This is a genomic window from Sulfitobacter sp. M368 (assembly GCF_025141875.1).
Lineage (GTDB): Bacteria > Pseudomonadota > Alphaproteobacteria > Rhodobacterales > Rhodobacteraceae > Sulfitobacter > Sulfitobacter mediterraneus_A.
This window is the reverse complement of record NZ_CP081115.1, coordinates 61,559-75,071: the sequence shown is the minus strand read 5'-3', so window position 1 is coordinate 75,071 and position 13,513 is coordinate 61,559. Positions and strand designations below refer to the sequence as shown.

Annotated in this window: 15 protein-coding genes; 5 read left to right on the top strand and 10 right to left on the bottom strand. The window is 54.9% G+C overall.

Features of this window, described 5'->3' with window-relative positions; all coding sequences use genetic code 11:
• Positions 1–7: 7 nt before the first annotated feature.
• From K3754_RS19760 to K3754_RS19740, 5 genes are all read right to left on the bottom strand, one after another.
• Positions 8–832 (bottom strand): DUF1217 domain-containing protein, encoded by an 825-nt coding sequence (locus K3754_RS19760; RefSeq protein ID WP_203212524.1) that lies wholly within the window; start codon positions 830–832, stop codon positions 8–10.
• Positions 833–840: 8 nt separating this feature from the next.
• The gene (locus K3754_RS19755; protein ID WP_203212525.1) at positions 841–1,260 is read right to left on the bottom strand and encodes a flagellar biosynthesis repressor FlbT; all 420 of its coding nucleotides are present in this window, start codon (positions 1,258–1,260) and stop codon (positions 841–843) included.
• A 6-nt stretch (positions 1,261–1,266) separates the two neighbouring features.
• A complete protein-coding gene (locus K3754_RS19750) occupies positions 1,267–1,668 on the bottom strand; it encodes a flagellar biosynthesis regulator FlaF (RefSeq protein WP_203212526.1) in 402 nt (133 codons plus the stop codon).
• Positions 1,669–1,910: 242 nt separating this feature from the next.
• Positions 1,911–2,381, bottom strand: coding sequence for a hypothetical protein (locus tag K3754_RS19745; RefSeq protein ID WP_203240843.1), 471 nt, complete (start codon positions 2,379–2,381; stop codon positions 1,911–1,913).
• A gap of 386 nt (positions 2,382–2,767) precedes the next feature.
• A complete protein-coding gene (locus K3754_RS19740) occupies positions 2,768–3,472 on the bottom strand; it encodes a winged helix-turn-helix domain-containing protein (protein WP_231024394.1) in 705 nt (234 codons plus the stop codon).
• 276 nt (positions 3,473–3,748) lie between these two features.
• Between K3754_RS19740 and K3754_RS19735 the strand changes: the two genes are divergently transcribed.
• From K3754_RS19735 to K3754_RS19725, 3 genes are all read left to right on the top strand, one after another.
• A complete protein-coding gene (locus K3754_RS19735) occupies positions 3,749–3,976 on the top strand; it encodes a hypothetical protein (protein ID WP_203240827.1) in 228 nt (75 codons plus the stop codon).
• 281 nt (positions 3,977–4,257) lie between these two features.
• Positions 4,258–4,731, top strand: a complete 474-nt coding sequence (locus tag K3754_RS19730; protein ID WP_259943622.1) for a MucR family transcriptional regulator — start codon at positions 4,258–4,260, stop codon at positions 4,729–4,731.
• Between the two features lie 144 nt (positions 4,732–4,875).
• Entirely contained in the window at positions 4,876–6,060 is a 1,185-nt protein-coding gene (locus tag K3754_RS19725; protein ID WP_203212530.1) for a flagellar motor protein MotB, read from the top strand.
• On the opposite strand, the gene K3754_RS19720 is transcribed toward K3754_RS19725, so the two are convergent.
• Positions 6,057–6,653, bottom strand: a complete 597-nt coding sequence (locus tag K3754_RS19720; RefSeq protein ID WP_203212531.1) for a flagellar motor protein — start codon at positions 6,651–6,653, stop codon at positions 6,057–6,059. The two genes, K3754_RS19725 and K3754_RS19720, sit on opposite strands and share 4 nt — an antisense overlap.
• Positions 6,654–6,820: 167 nt before the next feature.
• On the opposite strand from K3754_RS19720, the gene motA reads away from it, so the two are divergent.
• Entirely contained in the window at positions 6,821–7,690 is an 870-nt protein-coding gene (gene motA, locus K3754_RS19715) for a flagellar motor stator protein MotA (RefSeq protein WP_203212532.1), read from the top strand.
• Positions 7,691–7,693: 3 nt separating this feature from the next.
• A complete protein-coding gene (locus K3754_RS19710; RefSeq protein ID WP_259943619.1) occupies positions 7,694–8,134 on the top strand; it encodes a flagellar motor protein in 441 nt (146 codons plus the stop codon).
• A 15-nt stretch (positions 8,135–8,149) separates the two neighbouring features.
• Here the strand turns inward: K3754_RS19710 and K3754_RS19705 are convergent, their stop codons facing one another.
• The 4 genes from K3754_RS19705 to K3754_RS19690 all read right to left on the bottom strand — a co-directional run bounded on the left by K3754_RS19705 (position 8,150) and on the right by K3754_RS19690 (position 13,408).
• Positions 8,150–8,545 (bottom strand): response regulator, encoded by a 396-nt coding sequence (locus tag K3754_RS19705; RefSeq protein WP_203212534.1) that lies wholly within the window; start codon positions 8,543–8,545, stop codon positions 8,150–8,152.
• Between the two features lie 42 nt (positions 8,546–8,587).
• Positions 8,588–11,872 carry a PhnD/SsuA/transferrin family substrate-binding protein gene (locus tag K3754_RS19700; protein ID WP_259943616.1) on the bottom strand — a complete coding sequence of 1,095 codons (3,285 nt, stop codon included), beginning with the start codon at positions 11,870–11,872 and terminating at the stop codon, positions 8,588–8,590.
• Positions 11,873–11,878: 6 nt separating this feature from the next.
• Positions 11,879–12,235, bottom strand: a complete 357-nt coding sequence (locus K3754_RS19695; protein WP_203212536.1) for an Hpt domain-containing protein — start codon at positions 12,233–12,235, stop codon at positions 11,879–11,881.
• Positions 12,236–12,433: 198 nt separating this feature from the next.
• Positions 12,434–13,408, bottom strand: a complete 975-nt coding sequence (locus K3754_RS19690) for a two-component system response regulator (RefSeq protein ID WP_259943614.1) — start codon at positions 13,406–13,408, stop codon at positions 12,434–12,436.
• Between the last annotated feature and the right edge of the window lie 105 nt (positions 13,409–13,513).

The window sequence follows — 13,513 nt, the reverse complement described above, 5'->3', positions numbered from 1 at the left end:
CACGCGATCAGCGATAAAGCTGCGATGCCGAGAATGTCACGGTCGCCACATCCAGCGTGATCGGCACGAACTGCGCACCGAAACTGGCGGATTGCAAGATGCTCACCGCAGGACTGCCCGCTGAGAACTGCGGCGGGTTCAACACGTCAGAAATCGCCATGTAGCGGGTGATCATCCGCTCTTGTTCGGCCGGATCGGCAAGATCCGCGAGGTCATACTTTTCCTCAAACAGCTTCTTTTGCACTTCCAGATCAAGACCGGAAATTTGCTCTGGCAGATTCAGGGTGATCTGGAAAAACTTTGTCAGTTTTGCATCAGCCAGCACTTCAAACCAACTGTTCAACCCCGCAACCTCTTCGCGGAACTCAAGCACAGTACCCACCGTGCCATTCTGGTTGTCATTCTCATTGATGAACTGCCGGTTATAGAACCGGTCAACAATCTCATCCACCCAGGCTTCATTCGAAAAATTAGGTGTTTGCGGACCATCTTCTGTGGTGAACTCCATCGACAGATGCATCTCGCGGAACCGCGAATCCGTCAGCCGGTTCAACAGCGATGTCTCTTCAACCGGATCACTTTCCAGAATTTTGCGCACCATACCCTTGCCGAAAATCTGATCTTCAAGATCAAAGGCTTTCATCACGAAGCTATAAACTTCGAAGTCCGCAACCAGCTCTTCTGGCGTGGTGATACTGGCAATCCGTTCACGGAATGCCTCTTCGCCGCGTTTGTTCACGGGATCGTCGCGCATCACTTCGATCTGGCGATCTCGCGTGACGTCAATCAGCCGCAGTGCGGTCTGGCTGGTAAGTCCCGAGATGCTGATCATAGCGTATCCTATTCTGCGGCGGTCGCCGCATTTTTCGCCTGTAGCACGTCAAACAACTGCGTCTCGTAGTCCATCACAGGGCGCAGCGCCCGCATCGCCTTGTAAAAATCCGCATGAGACACCTGGCTTGCCGCCTCAAAGATGTGCTGGCTCATATCGTCGTGGAAAACGGGCACCAACTTGCCCAGTTTTTTCTGGATAATCGGGACAAGCTTGCCCCGTACATTCGGATCAAGCAGGGCCGCCTGAATGAAGTAATAGACTTCTTTCACAGGCGAACGCGCTTCGGATTCATCCAAGAGATCCGCCTCGCGGACAATATCGGCGTGATTTTCGATGATCAGCATCTGCCGGCGATCCGCATTGCGCACCACGCAGCCGTTGATCAAGATCCGTTCGTTTGGTTTCAGGGTCAGTCGCAAAGCCATATCAAATCACTCCGCTGCTGTATCAAACGCGCGGCCGCCAAGACCGTCGATGATGCTACGGTTAATATCGATAAGGGGCTTAACGTTTTTGCCACCGGCCATAACGCTCTGCGTATGACCTTCCACCCAAATGGCCAAAGACACCAATGAGGCCCGCAATTCGGGGCTCAAGTTGTTTTCTTTCTCCATGAGATCCATTTTGAACGTCGCCCAAACCTGTTGATTTCTCCACAGCGAATGGCGAAGTCCATCTGCAAGTACTTGCAAACGGTCAATTTTCCGTTCGGCGTTATCGAAAGCGTCAAACTGTTGTTCCAGTTCTGAAGTCACCTGCGCAAGGATGCGGCGCTCAATTTGACGCGGCGCTTCCGTGTGCGAGATGGTCCGCTTATATGCGGCTACACTCATTCTCGTCACCTGTTTGTTTTTTCTGCCTCAGCTTAACTTTAGCCAGACGCGGTTAAGAGAAATTTAAGAATCCGGCATTTCGATGACAAAGTCCGCTTTTGTGCGGTCTTAAACGCCAATCATGGCACATCTGCCACAGATTGAGACTATTTTCCTTGGGAAACCAAGGTTTTGCAGTCTCTTGTTCATGGGAAGTTCTTTTGGCCAGCGGCGCGGCAACACAGCACGCGCCGCTGAAGAGGTTAGTTAACGTGGCTTTCCGCCATCTGTTCTGCCTGCAGGCGCCCTTTTGCCATTTCCTGGCCCGCCGGTGCCGCTTGCGCTGCTGTGCGATCTGCAAAAGCGGTCAGCTGACCTTGCTCCAGTCCTGACAGATCCACCAAGAGAGAGCCCAAAACTTGGCCCAACTCTTTGCCCGAATAATAATCCGCTTCGCTCATCGCGCGGGGTTCGACCAACACGATGGTTTCGTCACTGATCTCGATGCCCAGCTCTTCGTCAAGCACATCAGCAAGGCTCGCCCCCGGCATCACCTCGCAGCCACCGTAACTTGCAAACGGTTTCAAATCCTTTTTTCCCGCCTGAGTGATCAAGCAAAGCGTCGGGGCCGCCAAAAGGGAGGACAGGATCTGTGCAAGGGGGGAAAGATCGGCAACTTCGCGGCGCTCAATCGTGCCACTCCAAACGTGCTCAAGAATATCAACCACTGCCACGATCCCCCGATCATCAAACTTAATGCAACTCCAGATTACCTCGCGAAGATTTCATTTTGAATGAGAGATTTGTTAACCTTTCTGAAACTTTGCCCCAGCCAAACCACCTGAAAACAGTGGGTTTGCAGGCAGGGCCAATTCCGGAATGGTTACCAAAGTCCACAAATTTCCCTTGATTTATGGGGTTCTACATCTAGTGTCGGGGATTTCGCTTGCTCCTAGAGTTTGTGTTCGGGGCAAAATCTAGCAGAAGCTCAGCAGGGGTAGCGAATTTACATTTCCCCTCTTGATAAAAGAGAAAACTACTAAATCCTTAATTCACCATTTTTGGGGAGGGTGCGGCCAGACGGTGCATCCGCATGCAACGATGAAATTTCGCCAGATTTTCAGCTTTCGTTGAACAGATCCGCGCCGTTCGTCGACAGGCAATACCCCGAGGACCGCACGGTCGAAACCGACATCTGGGAACCAAATGAATCCAGCAGTTTTTTCCGGATTTTCGCAACATGGACATCAAACTTGCGATCACCATACCGCCAGGGCCGCGCATCCACCGCATAGCTCAGGTCGTCTCGCGTCACGATTTGCCCATCATGGCTGAACAAAACCCGCATCACCTGCGCCTCGGCTGTCGTCAGGCCGGCCCGCGCCGCGATATAGGCTTCGGTCTCCCAATTGGCATCCCGAACCGAGGCCGAGCTGGTATTGGGCGATTGCCCCAACCGCACAAAAAGACGCAGCGCCAATTCATGTAACGAACAAGGCCAGTCAACCACATCATCCGCACCGGCAAGAAAGGCCTGTGCCCCAAATTCCGACACGCCATTCTGCAGCACGATCACCACAGGTGGGTTCGCTTTTCCTTTCACCCGCTCGATCAGCGCGAGAGCCTCTTCCTTGACCTTGGGTGGAAATACAAACAGCGCCTGAGGGGTAAGAGAAAGTGCCGCGTCCTGCCCCTCTTGGGAAAAATCCTCGATGACATCAAAGTCGTATTTTAAGATAACAGAAAACAGGTAGCTCAACGCAGTCTTCAGCGCCGGGTCGGTGGTGACCAGCACAGAAGAAAAGCGATTTTGGTCCTGATTCATGATCGGTAAAACGACTCTTTGAGAACAACGGGTTAAGACTCACCCTGCCTCAAGTTTGTAACTTTAAGTGGAATTTTTCAACAATTTCTTATTGGAAAATTCACTATTCTTTGCTGCGATCGGACGCAAAACCCGCGCCTCAAGAACAATGAAAGAACAAACCGGCTTTCTTCCAGATTTACCCGATCTTTTCACCTTCTGTTAACTTTCAGTCCTACATAGTACTTGTAACGGTCGCAGAAAGCGCCGGCATAAACCTGGAAACTGGGTAACAAAATGACAGGCACAAACGGCGCTTACGCAACCCGATCGCTCGCACTCGCAGCGGCACAGCGGTTGGAAAAATTGATCAAACTGACAGAGCACGACGACTTTCTTCATGACACGCTGCAAGCAGCAGGGCATGTCATCACGCAGGCGGGACTTTTGACAAACACGAGCGGCACAACTGATCTTGGTCAGATCTCTCAAAATGGTGGCACCCCCGCTTCACTGTGCCATTAACACACGCAAAACTAGAGGATTTTGCACAAATGGCGTCTGAAACGGGCGAATTTGCGCAAAAATGAGCCGGTTTGCACATTTTTCTTGTAAAGCAAGGAGAATTGGCGGCTTATCTTGTCCAAAGTTTTGATCATAAGCTCAAAGCATGGATACTCGCCTTTTACATTGCGAGAGTCCGCGCCTTGGGCCGATTGGCAGACAAAGAGAATTTGGAAACAGGCAGGTTGGCGCGCGCATCTGTATGCGCGATCTGATCACGGTCGACTGAAACAAAGAGCGAGATGATTGTGGAAAACAAAAACACAGTTGATCCATCCGATGCCGCGCTGAAAGTACTGAGCGCCTTTGCGTCTCGCGAAAATGCAACAGTAGAAGACGTGCTCTCGCTGGCCCGGCAATTGCCAAACGCCCTGAGCGGCATAACCGGCGCAATTGCCAACGCGGGCGAAGCGCCCAAACCGCCCGTTCCAACCGCTGTCATGGCCCATCCAGCGGTTCCGGTTTCCAAATCCGTGACCAATGACACCGTCACCTGTCTGTGTTGTGGCCGGTCCTTTACGATGCTCAAGCGTCACCTCAAGGCGGAACATGGACTGACCGAAGATCAATACCGCCTGCAATTTGATCTGCCAGAAGACCACCCGCTGGTTGCGCCAAACTATTCCATCCGCAAGGCCGAATACGCCAAACGGATCGGTCTTGGGAAATATGCCCGCGATGACAGCACCCAGCAAAGCGGCAGACCCTCGGTCTGACACCCGGAGACAGGGCCACAGTATTGCCCCAATTTGGTCCTCCTTAACTCACACTTAACATTGATAACTGCCCTAACCGCGGACTAGCAGAAGCACGCCCGCCGAAAACGATCGAACCAATCGACGTGGACGAGGCAGAGCATCATGGCAGCAGCAGCGCAGCCCAAGATTTTTAAGAAGATCGAAGTCATCGAAGGTGGCGGCCATCACGGTGGCGGCTGGAAAGTGGCTTACGCGGACTTCATGACAGCGATGATGGCGTTTTTCCTGCTTATGTGGATCCTCGCCAGCTCTGACGAAGCCAAATTGCGCGGCATCGCGGAATATTTCACCAATGCGACCATGCCCGGCGGCAGCGGCGTATTGGATGGTGCAACTCTCGGACCACCCGGCACATTGACCGCCTCAAACGGCAGTGTCGTGGCGCGTGGCTCCGAACTTGGCAAAATTGACGATCCCTCCCCCGCCAAATGGGAGATTCGCGACGTCACCCCCACATCCGACCCCAAGGAAAAAGTGCTCGGCTCCAAAGAGGGCGATCACGAACACCCCGCCGCTGCAGACGCTGCGGTAGAGTTCAGCGACTCCGGAAAAGAAGGCACCGCCGAGGGAACCGGTGGCGAAGACGCCGCGATGGCCGAAGTGCGCGAACAAGATGACAACCAATTCGAAGAACTCCGCAAAGAAATTCAACATGCCATGCAGGCGAACCCTGATCTCAAGGATCTCGAAGCCAATGTTATCTTTGAGAAAACCCCGGATGGCCTGCAAATTCTGATTGTCGATCAGGACGGAAAACCGATGTTCCACAGCGGCCGCGCCGAAATGGCGGGTGCAACCAAAACCCTGATGACCAAGCTTGGGCAATCGCTTTCAAACATCCCCAATCGCATGGTCCTGTCTGGCCACACCGACGCCGTGCCATTCGCCGACAGCACCAAATACGACAACTGGGATTTGTCCTCGGATCGCGCCAATGCCACCCGCCGTGTGTTTGAAGGGTCCGGCGTAAACCGGGCCCGCATCATCCGGGTGTCAGGTCTGGCCGATACACAACTGTTGGTCCCGGAAAACCCGGAAGATCCGACCAACCGCCGCATCTCCATCCTGGTGCAGTACCGCCAAAAAGCCGACATGGCCCCGATGGTAAAAGAAGCCAAAGCAGATATGCCCGCGGAAAAGATGGATGATCCCGCGCCAACCGAAGATCACGCTGAAACTGATATGGATACGGTTCAAGAAACTCAGCATGCCGCGGATCATACAGAACCCGAACCAAGCCCTCTTGGCGATCAGGTCTTCCAACATCTGCGCAGCGCGCTGCGTTAAACCTGAGGCACCAATGCCGCCGGCCTCGATTTGCGCACCGTTGCAAACCGGGGCCGCCGCGCATTTTCCGCCGACTTTCTCAGAAAATCAGGCAACAGCGGGTTCAACTCATTTGCCCGCTTCGGTTTGTCCTGAAAAGGATGCCGCCGGAAGGAAGGGGCCGGAACAACCGTCGGCGCCTGGATCGGACTTGCGCGATAGTCCTTCTGCTTGAGACCCAGCAAGACTTCGGGATCAAGCCCCTCTTCCAGCGCATAGGTATAGTTGACGGCGTAATCGATCGCCTCTTCCAATATCGCAGGATAGGACGCGACCAATTCCATCAAACGGCGCTCATCGGAATACAAGAACTGTTTGGTCTCATAGCCGATCACCTTGGGCACAAAACAAACCGCCTCGGCTGGAACGCCCAAGGTCTGCACCAGTCTGGCTGGCACGCGCGGGCGCTCATCACGGCGGAACACGATCATGCTGCAATCGCCATCGCGCATCAAACAGGCGGCAAGGCAAATGTCGCTTGGCCAGGCAGAGAACACATGTTTCACGTCTTCGCCGTCAATCAGCACCACCAAAACACTCTCGGTACTGTTCATGCGCCTGATCTCCAAACCGTAATATACATACCTAAACTTGTATTCTTCCCCTAAGCGGTGTCAACTGTTATTGGTTCCTCATATTTATACTTAACATCAGCCAACTATCCTTGAGTTTTGTCGAGAATAGAGGTTAAACTTCTACGGACCGACGCAGAGGGCGCAAAATGACAGTTATCCTGGGTTTCGTTGTTGTTATGGGCATGGTTTTCGGCGGCTATATGCTGTCCGGGGGCGAGATGGGCATCATCACACACGCCCTGCCATTCGAAGGCATGATGATCGGCGGCGCGGCCATTGGTTCGTTCATTGCGGCCAACTCTCTGGGCGACATCAAAGGCGCGGCAAAGGGGCTCGTGAAAACCTTTAAAGGGCCCAAGTGGAAGAACAAGGATTACATCGATCTGCTGAACCTGATGTTCACACTGGCCAAGATGTACCAACAGAACGGCATGTTGTCCCTCGATGAACACATTGAAAACCCTAAGGAAAGCACGATCTTTTCCCAATACCCCAAGCTGCAGAAAGATCACTTTGCCATTGATTTGATCACCGACAGTTTCCGTATGCTCGCCCTGCAGTTTGATGACCCCTACCAGGCCGAAGACGTGATCAACCGCAAGCTCAAGAAACACCATCACGAGGCGCTTGTTGCACCGCATGGCCTGACCGTTGTGGGCGACGCTTTGCCTGCAATCGGGATCGTTGCGGCGGTTTTGGGCGTTATCAAAACCATGGCCTCCATCGACAAACCGCCCGCCATTCTCGGTGGTATGATTGGCGGCGCTTTGGTTGGGACGTTCTTGGGGGTTTTCCTTGCCTATCTTTTTGTGGCTCCGCTGGCCAACCGGCTTGAGGCCATCGAAGAGCAGGACGGCATTTACTACGCTGTGATCCGCGACATCTTCATCGCGATGCTGCACAACCATTCGCCTGCCATCTGCACCGAGATTGGCCGCGGCAACATCCCAAGCAACCTGCAGCCATCCTTCTATGAGATGGAAGAGGCACGACAGTCGGCGCCAGAGGCCGCTTAACCGATGCCTCCGCGCAACCGCTTGGCCGCGCTCAAGCTGATTGGCCGCATCAAACAACACGAACTGGAAAGCATCGGCGCGGAACTCTCTGCCCTGCGTGCCGCCCAATCGGATCTGGACCGGCAAAGCGCAGATCTGTCCCAGCAGGCCGCGACCGAAGCCAGCCAAAGCAACGCAGACACCCGCCCCTATCTGCCCGGCTATCTCAAATCAGTTGATATCAAGCAGCGCGGCCTCGAAGAAGAACGTGAAAAACTCGAAGAACAGGCCGCGCTGGCCGAAGCCCGTTTGTTCACCGCGTTCCGCGAGACCAAGACCAACGAAACAGTGCTGGATCGTGCGGTCAATGAACAAAAGTCAGAAGAGGCGCGTGCCGAAATCGCCGCGCTGGATGATGCAGGCCGCAATCTGTTCTTGCTCAAACGGGGCGAGGGCGAGGGGTAGCCTTCCCCGAAAGGGTCAGGCCGCCGCCTCGTATTTTGTGGTCCAGATCTCGTTTATCTGATCGGCCAATGTCATCGGATCAAAAGGTTTGCCAATCACGTCCAGATCGGCCGGATGCACGATCAACCCTTCGCCGCCGTCCATCAACCGCGCCGTCAGATAGATACAAGGCACGTTCTCGAACCCTGGCATCTTGCGGATTTCCACCAATGTCTCTGGCCCGGTCAACCCCGGCATCTGTACATCGCTCAAGATCAATTGCGGTTGAAATTCCTCGATCACCGCCAGCGCCTTGTCGCCGCGATCCACCTGCATGATGTCGAAATCGCCCACAAGATTCAGGGCCATTCCAGTGATCTGCAAAATCTCGGCATCGTCTTCGACGTGCAAAATCTTCTTTAGCTCAGCCATCCTGTTTCCCCGCTTTCCACGCTTTAGTTTTCCGTTTCATTTTCACGCCCGCCGCCGACCGCGTCCGCCACCACTTGCGAATTTCGAGACCACGCCCCGGCCCGCCTGCTTTTTCTCGGCCGAAGAAACGATCAACGTCACCGGCCAACCGGATGGCAAACGCCCGCCCTGCATCGGGAACAGGGCCAGCGTCGCGGCATCATTGCCCTCGCCAAAATGCGCGATCAAGTCATATTGGGTCTCGCGCGACTTTGTGACGGCTGCACCCTTGTTCCGGACCGTTTCTATCTCTTGCTCGGCCAACCATTGAGCGACCTCTTTGTCGTCGCTGATCCCCAGAACCTTGGCCATCTCACCACCTTCACCGACAAGCAGATCACTGCATTCGCGCAACCAATCCCGCACCATTGTACCCGACGTGATATTGCGTGCGGCAACATCCTGCCGAGCGTTCTTTGGCTGCGTGATCTCGATGACGGAAACGTCACAGTTTTCCAGATCGTCACGCTGCAGCAGCTCCACCATCAAGGCTTGCTCATGGCTCGACAGCCAGTTCAATACCGTCGACTGACCCACGACGCCGCGGCCCTTTGCGACCTGCAATGCGTTCACGCGGCCAAGCTCGAATTTAACGTTCGTTCCAGTTTCGCGGCTTTTGGTTACCAAACGGTCAATCGCGGTTTCACCCACTTGGGGCGTCGCAATCGCAACCGTATCCGGCAAGGTATCGGTAAAGGTCAGGTCTGCGCTGTCGTCAGATCCCTTGCGCGAGATCGGCACAACCGTTTCGCCATCCAGCATCGGCAGATCGACAAAAAATTCGGTGCCGATGCCTTCTTTGCTGACAAATGCAATCCGGCCTTTGTGATGCTCAACGATCAGTTTCACAATCGACAGGCCAAGACCGGTGCCGCCCTTGGACCGGGTGTCAGAACTGTCCGCTTGGGTAAACTTGTCAAAGATCGTAGCCTGCGCCTTTTCCGGAATGCCATCACCAAAGTCCCGGATAGAGATGCGCAAACGGCCTTCATACTCCCTCAAGGACACCAGGATCTCCGATCCCTTGTGCGAGAACTTGGCCGCGTTCGACATCAGGTTGTCCATCACCTGCGTCAGGCGCGTGGCATCGCCATAGGTGCGGAATTCATTCTCTTTCGCATCGCCAATCCGCCGCAAGGTCACGCCAAACTTCTCGGCATAGAACTTGTTCGCCTCAAGCGCGTCAGACACGACCGTGTTCAGGTCAAACGTCTGCATCTTATAATCCATCTTGCCCGAGCTGATTTTCTCAAGGTCAAGAATGTCGTTGATCAGCGTCACCAGCCGGTCACAGTTTGACGCTGCCATATTGATCACGCCGTTCATCTTCTCCGGCACTTCACCCACCGCACCCGATACCGCAAGGCCAAGCGCCCCTTTCATCGAGGTCAGCGGCGTGCGCAATTCATGGCTGACCGTTGCGATAAATTCGTTCTTGGCTTTCTCCACCGCCTTGCGTTCGGAGATATCGCGATAAATCACGATAAGGCGCGGCTCATCCTGTTCGGGCTGGGCATATTCAAGGCTGATTTCATAGGTAACATCGAACTTGCCTTCGACCTCCCATGTGACGCGCCGTTGCGGTCCGGCGATGGTCGCCTCCGCCCGCATTTTCAGCGCCTCGAAGTCCTCTTTGGTGATAAAGTCAGAGGCTTTCTTGCCTTTCCAAGTGCCGCCCATCCGTTCACCGATCAGCAGCTGATGCGCGGAAGAATTGACGTACATCAGCTCAAACGTACCGGGGCGCATGACGATGACCTGATCCTGGATCAGCTCCAACGTGTTGTTGAACCGGCTTTCGGACACGCCCGTGCGGGTCTCGGTCACATCAGAGGCAACAATGGCGATCTCGCTCAAGGTGTTCGATGCGCTGGTCACCGGAATGAATGTACATTGCACCCAAGCGGACTTGTCATCGCCGCGCGTCAATTGCAACGGCCCCTGCCAAGGCGCGCCCGATTGCATGGCGGCCATGATCTCGGTCTCCAGCAGACTTTGATTTGTCTCGTTCAACAGCGTCGCCAGATGGTTCTGCATCAGGCTGGATCGTGGCCGGTCAAGCGCCTTCAGAAGCCTTTCATTCACATGCGATATGACGCCGTCCTTGGTAAGCATACAAAAGACCGTGTGGTCCTCGATCGCATTGCGATAAAACTGTTTTGACCGCACCTCCGATTGCAGGACGTTCTTGCGGGCTTCGGCCAGCTGCGCATTGCGCCGCACCTGAAACGCCAAAAACGCAAGTGACAGAACAATCAGTGTGCCAAGCCCGATCACCGGCCACTGGTATGCGGAATAAATCCGCGTCGCCGCACGGCGCAGATAGTTTTCATATGGCCGCGCCCGGAGCGAGATCAAAAGCTCATGCACCGTTTGGTAGTTTTGCGGCGCTTGCCACACCACGCCGCCCGCCGATTGTGACACGTCGCTGTCCACGGTCACCGACAACAGGCTGTTGATCACCAGCGCCAAAACCTCTTCTGGGACATCCGGCACCGCCGAGATGACCCAATCAGGATAAAGCGGCGTGCTGACCCAGAACGGATAACCGTCGTGATCCATCGCCCCCAAGGGTCGAAAATCATCCAGCGACAGCGCCCCCTGTTTGGCAAGGTTCTCCAAAACTCCGGCGCGGACCACCCCGACATCGACGAGGCCGGTTTGCACCGCATAAACAACCTCGCGCTGGTTGCCGCCCGAAAACATCACGTTCGAACCAAAGTCTTCCGGCTCCAGCCGGTTTTTGCGAAACTCCTGCTGTGCCAATTGCCAGCCGGTCATCTCCTGCGCTGCAACCCCCATGATCGGGCGGCCTGCAACATCTTCCAAATCGCGGATATCACTGTCAGCGCGGACAAACACCACCGCGCCCGTTTCGTCATAGGTGACACCGTTCCACATATGCGCAACAGACAGCAACGCCCGCGCCCCGCTTTCGACTTCACCCACCACAAAGGTGGCAGGATCGCCAAGGAACAGATCAATCCGGTCCTCCGCAATACCGTCAAGCAATGACAAATCCGTATGCGGCTCGATCTTGAACCGATAGGGCAGGTTCTGGTTTTCGGCGGCGCCGTTCAACAGATCAATGGTCGGTGTCCACGCCTCCAACGCGCGTGTCGCGCCTTCGGTCGCCAGAATGCCAACCCGGATTTCAGTGTCAGAGGTGTCCTGCGCCATCGCGGCGCGGCCCGCCACCATCCACAGCGCACAGACAATCACCAACCCGAGCCGCACAAGCGCCCCGATCGTCAGCCCTGTCGGCATGATGTGAAAAAGGCGGTGCATGCGCGATCAGGTCACGTTCAAGCTTGCGTCGATCTGGTCGAGCATCGCAACCAGGTCCGCTTCGATCCCCTCGGTATTCATCGGTCGCGGCCCGTCCTGAACATCGCGGATGTTCTGTTCCAGCTTTGCGGCCATCGCGCCAATCTCTGCAAATCCGAAGGAACCCGCCTGCCCGTGCAACTTGTGCGCACGTTGGCAAATTTCATCGACCACCTTTTCGGTGTCTTCATCTTCATAAAGCTGATCCATCAAGGCGTCGAACTCTGCAACGCGCTCTGGCATGGATTGCACAAACCGTTCTTTGATCTTGGCCAGGCCGGCCTGCAACTTTTCGAGATTCGAATCTTGGGGTGCCTGCATCATGGTTTCAAACTGCCTCGGGTGGTTTTTGTATTTTCGGTATTTTTCCTACCGTTAAGGACAATCTTAACATAAAGCGGAAAACCGGTCTCTGAAAATTCCCGCATAAGTTAAATCGTGGTTAAGGAATTGAATCCGAATTTCACGTTCTCGTGTCTCTGCGGCCTTTTTGCCACGGCCGCTCAACAGGAGGCACCTTGCCTATTGGAAACTGAGCCTTTGAAACAGGCGCGCTGCGATTGACCGTGCCGGCCGGTCCACGTGGCTGGCCTCGCGGCTTTCCAAACCGTCCAGCGCCCGTTCGATAAACTTCAGATCCTTGGGCCGGTCAAAGGCCTTGGGCACACAGGCCGGACCAACAATGACGCTCAACCCATTCACGGCGATGCCGGATGGCACATATTCATCTTCGCTCAGAACCAGCGCCAGCTCGCTTTGCAGCGCAGTGATGTCCATCAAACGGGTGTGGTCGCAAATGCACAAGAACTTGCCCTCACCGATGTAGGACATGAACGCCTGCGTGCCGAGCAAGGTTTCCGAAATCGCCCGCGCAATCCCGGTCAGAACCTTGGCAAACCGTGCGCTGGTGGTGGAGGCATGCACCTCTTTTAGTTCGGGAATATGGATCGCAAAGGCGACCATCGCAAAAATGCGCTGCTTCTGGATCGACCGGGCATAATTCTCCAGCACCGTCATGCGGATGAACCCGTTTACCGACCCTGTCACCGGAACCGGATAATCATAGCCGGTCTTGGGCGTTGCGCCACGTCCAGTGGGGTCAAACATACCCATGCGCCCATAAGGGTTGCTCCGCTCCACATTCCGTACCCGCGACATCAGCTCAACCACATCAAACGGTTTGACGGTGTAGTCGGTCGCGCCTGCGGCAAAGGCATAATCGATATAGGGTTTATCGCTCATCGCCGTGATCATCAGGATCGGGGTTTCCGCATAATCGGGCATCTGCCGCACGGTGCGGCACAGTTCGATCCCGTCCATGCCGGGCATCTGGATATCCAGCATTAAACAATCAAAGGGCGCATCCTGCGCGTGCAGGGCGGTCAAGGCATCGTCTGCACCTGTGGCTGTAACCAGATCTTCATATCCATAGCCGGACAGAATTTCGGTCAGCAGGTCGAGAATTACCGGGTCATCATCAACGATCAGAAACTTCATGTTTTGCTTCAACACCCTTGCGAGTGTTCCATTCAATGTCCGCCTCTGACGCGCAACCGCAGAGATGGAAAGCCTCTTTTGCCTTCTGGCAGAGAGCGGCGAACA

What these genes read in the sequence shown, in the direction of transcription:
- K3754_RS19735 (WP_203240827.1), top strand. Translation starts at nt 3,749, where the DNA reads ATGACAGGCACAAACGGCGCTTACGCAACCCGATCGCTCGCACTCGCA.
- motA (WP_203212532.1), top strand. Translation starts at nt 6,821, where the DNA reads ATGACAGTTATCCTGGGTTTCGTTGTTGTTATGGGCATGGTTTTCGGC.
- K3754_RS19755 (WP_203212525.1), bottom strand. Translation starts at nt 1,260, where the DNA reads ATGGCTTTGCGACTGACCCTGAAACCAAACGAACGGATCTTGATCAAC.
- K3754_RS19700 (WP_259943616.1), bottom strand. Translation starts at nt 11,872, where the DNA reads ATGCACCGCCTTTTTCACATCATGCCGACAGGGCTGACGATCGGGGCG.
- K3754_RS19720 (WP_203212531.1), bottom strand. Translation starts at nt 6,653, where the DNA reads ATGAACAGTACCGAGAGTGTTTTGGTGGTGCTGATTGACGGCGAAGAC.
- K3754_RS19690 (WP_259943614.1), bottom strand. Translation starts at nt 13,408, where the DNA reads ATGAAGTTTCTGATCGTTGATGATGACCCGGTAATTCTCGACCTGCTG.
- K3754_RS19725 (WP_203212530.1), top strand. Translation starts at nt 4,876, where the DNA reads ATGGCAGCAGCAGCGCAGCCCAAGATTTTTAAGAAGATCGAAGTCATC.
- K3754_RS19705 (WP_203212534.1), bottom strand. Translation starts at nt 8,545, where the DNA reads ATGGCTGAGCTAAAGAAGATTTTGCACGTCGAAGACGATGCCGAGATT.
- K3754_RS19710 (WP_259943619.1), top strand. Translation starts at nt 7,694, where the DNA reads ATGCCTCCGCGCAACCGCTTGGCCGCGCTCAAGCTGATTGGCCGCATC.
- K3754_RS19695 (WP_203212536.1), bottom strand. Translation starts at nt 12,235, where the DNA reads ATGATGCAGGCACCCCAAGATTCGAATCTCGAAAAGTTGCAGGCCGGC.
- K3754_RS19730 (WP_259943622.1), top strand. Translation starts at nt 4,258, where the DNA reads ATGATTGTGGAAAACAAAAACACAGTTGATCCATCCGATGCCGCGCTG.
- K3754_RS19740 (WP_231024394.1), bottom strand. Translation starts at nt 3,472, where the DNA reads ATGAATCAGGACCAAAATCGCTTTTCTTCTGTGCTGGTCACCACCGAC.
- K3754_RS19760 (WP_203212524.1), bottom strand. Translation starts at nt 832, where the DNA reads ATGATCAGCATCTCGGGACTTACCAGCCAGACCGCACTGCGGCTGATT.
- K3754_RS19750 (WP_203212526.1), bottom strand. Translation starts at nt 1,668, where the DNA reads ATGAGTGTAGCCGCATATAAGCGGACCATCTCGCACACGGAAGCGCCG.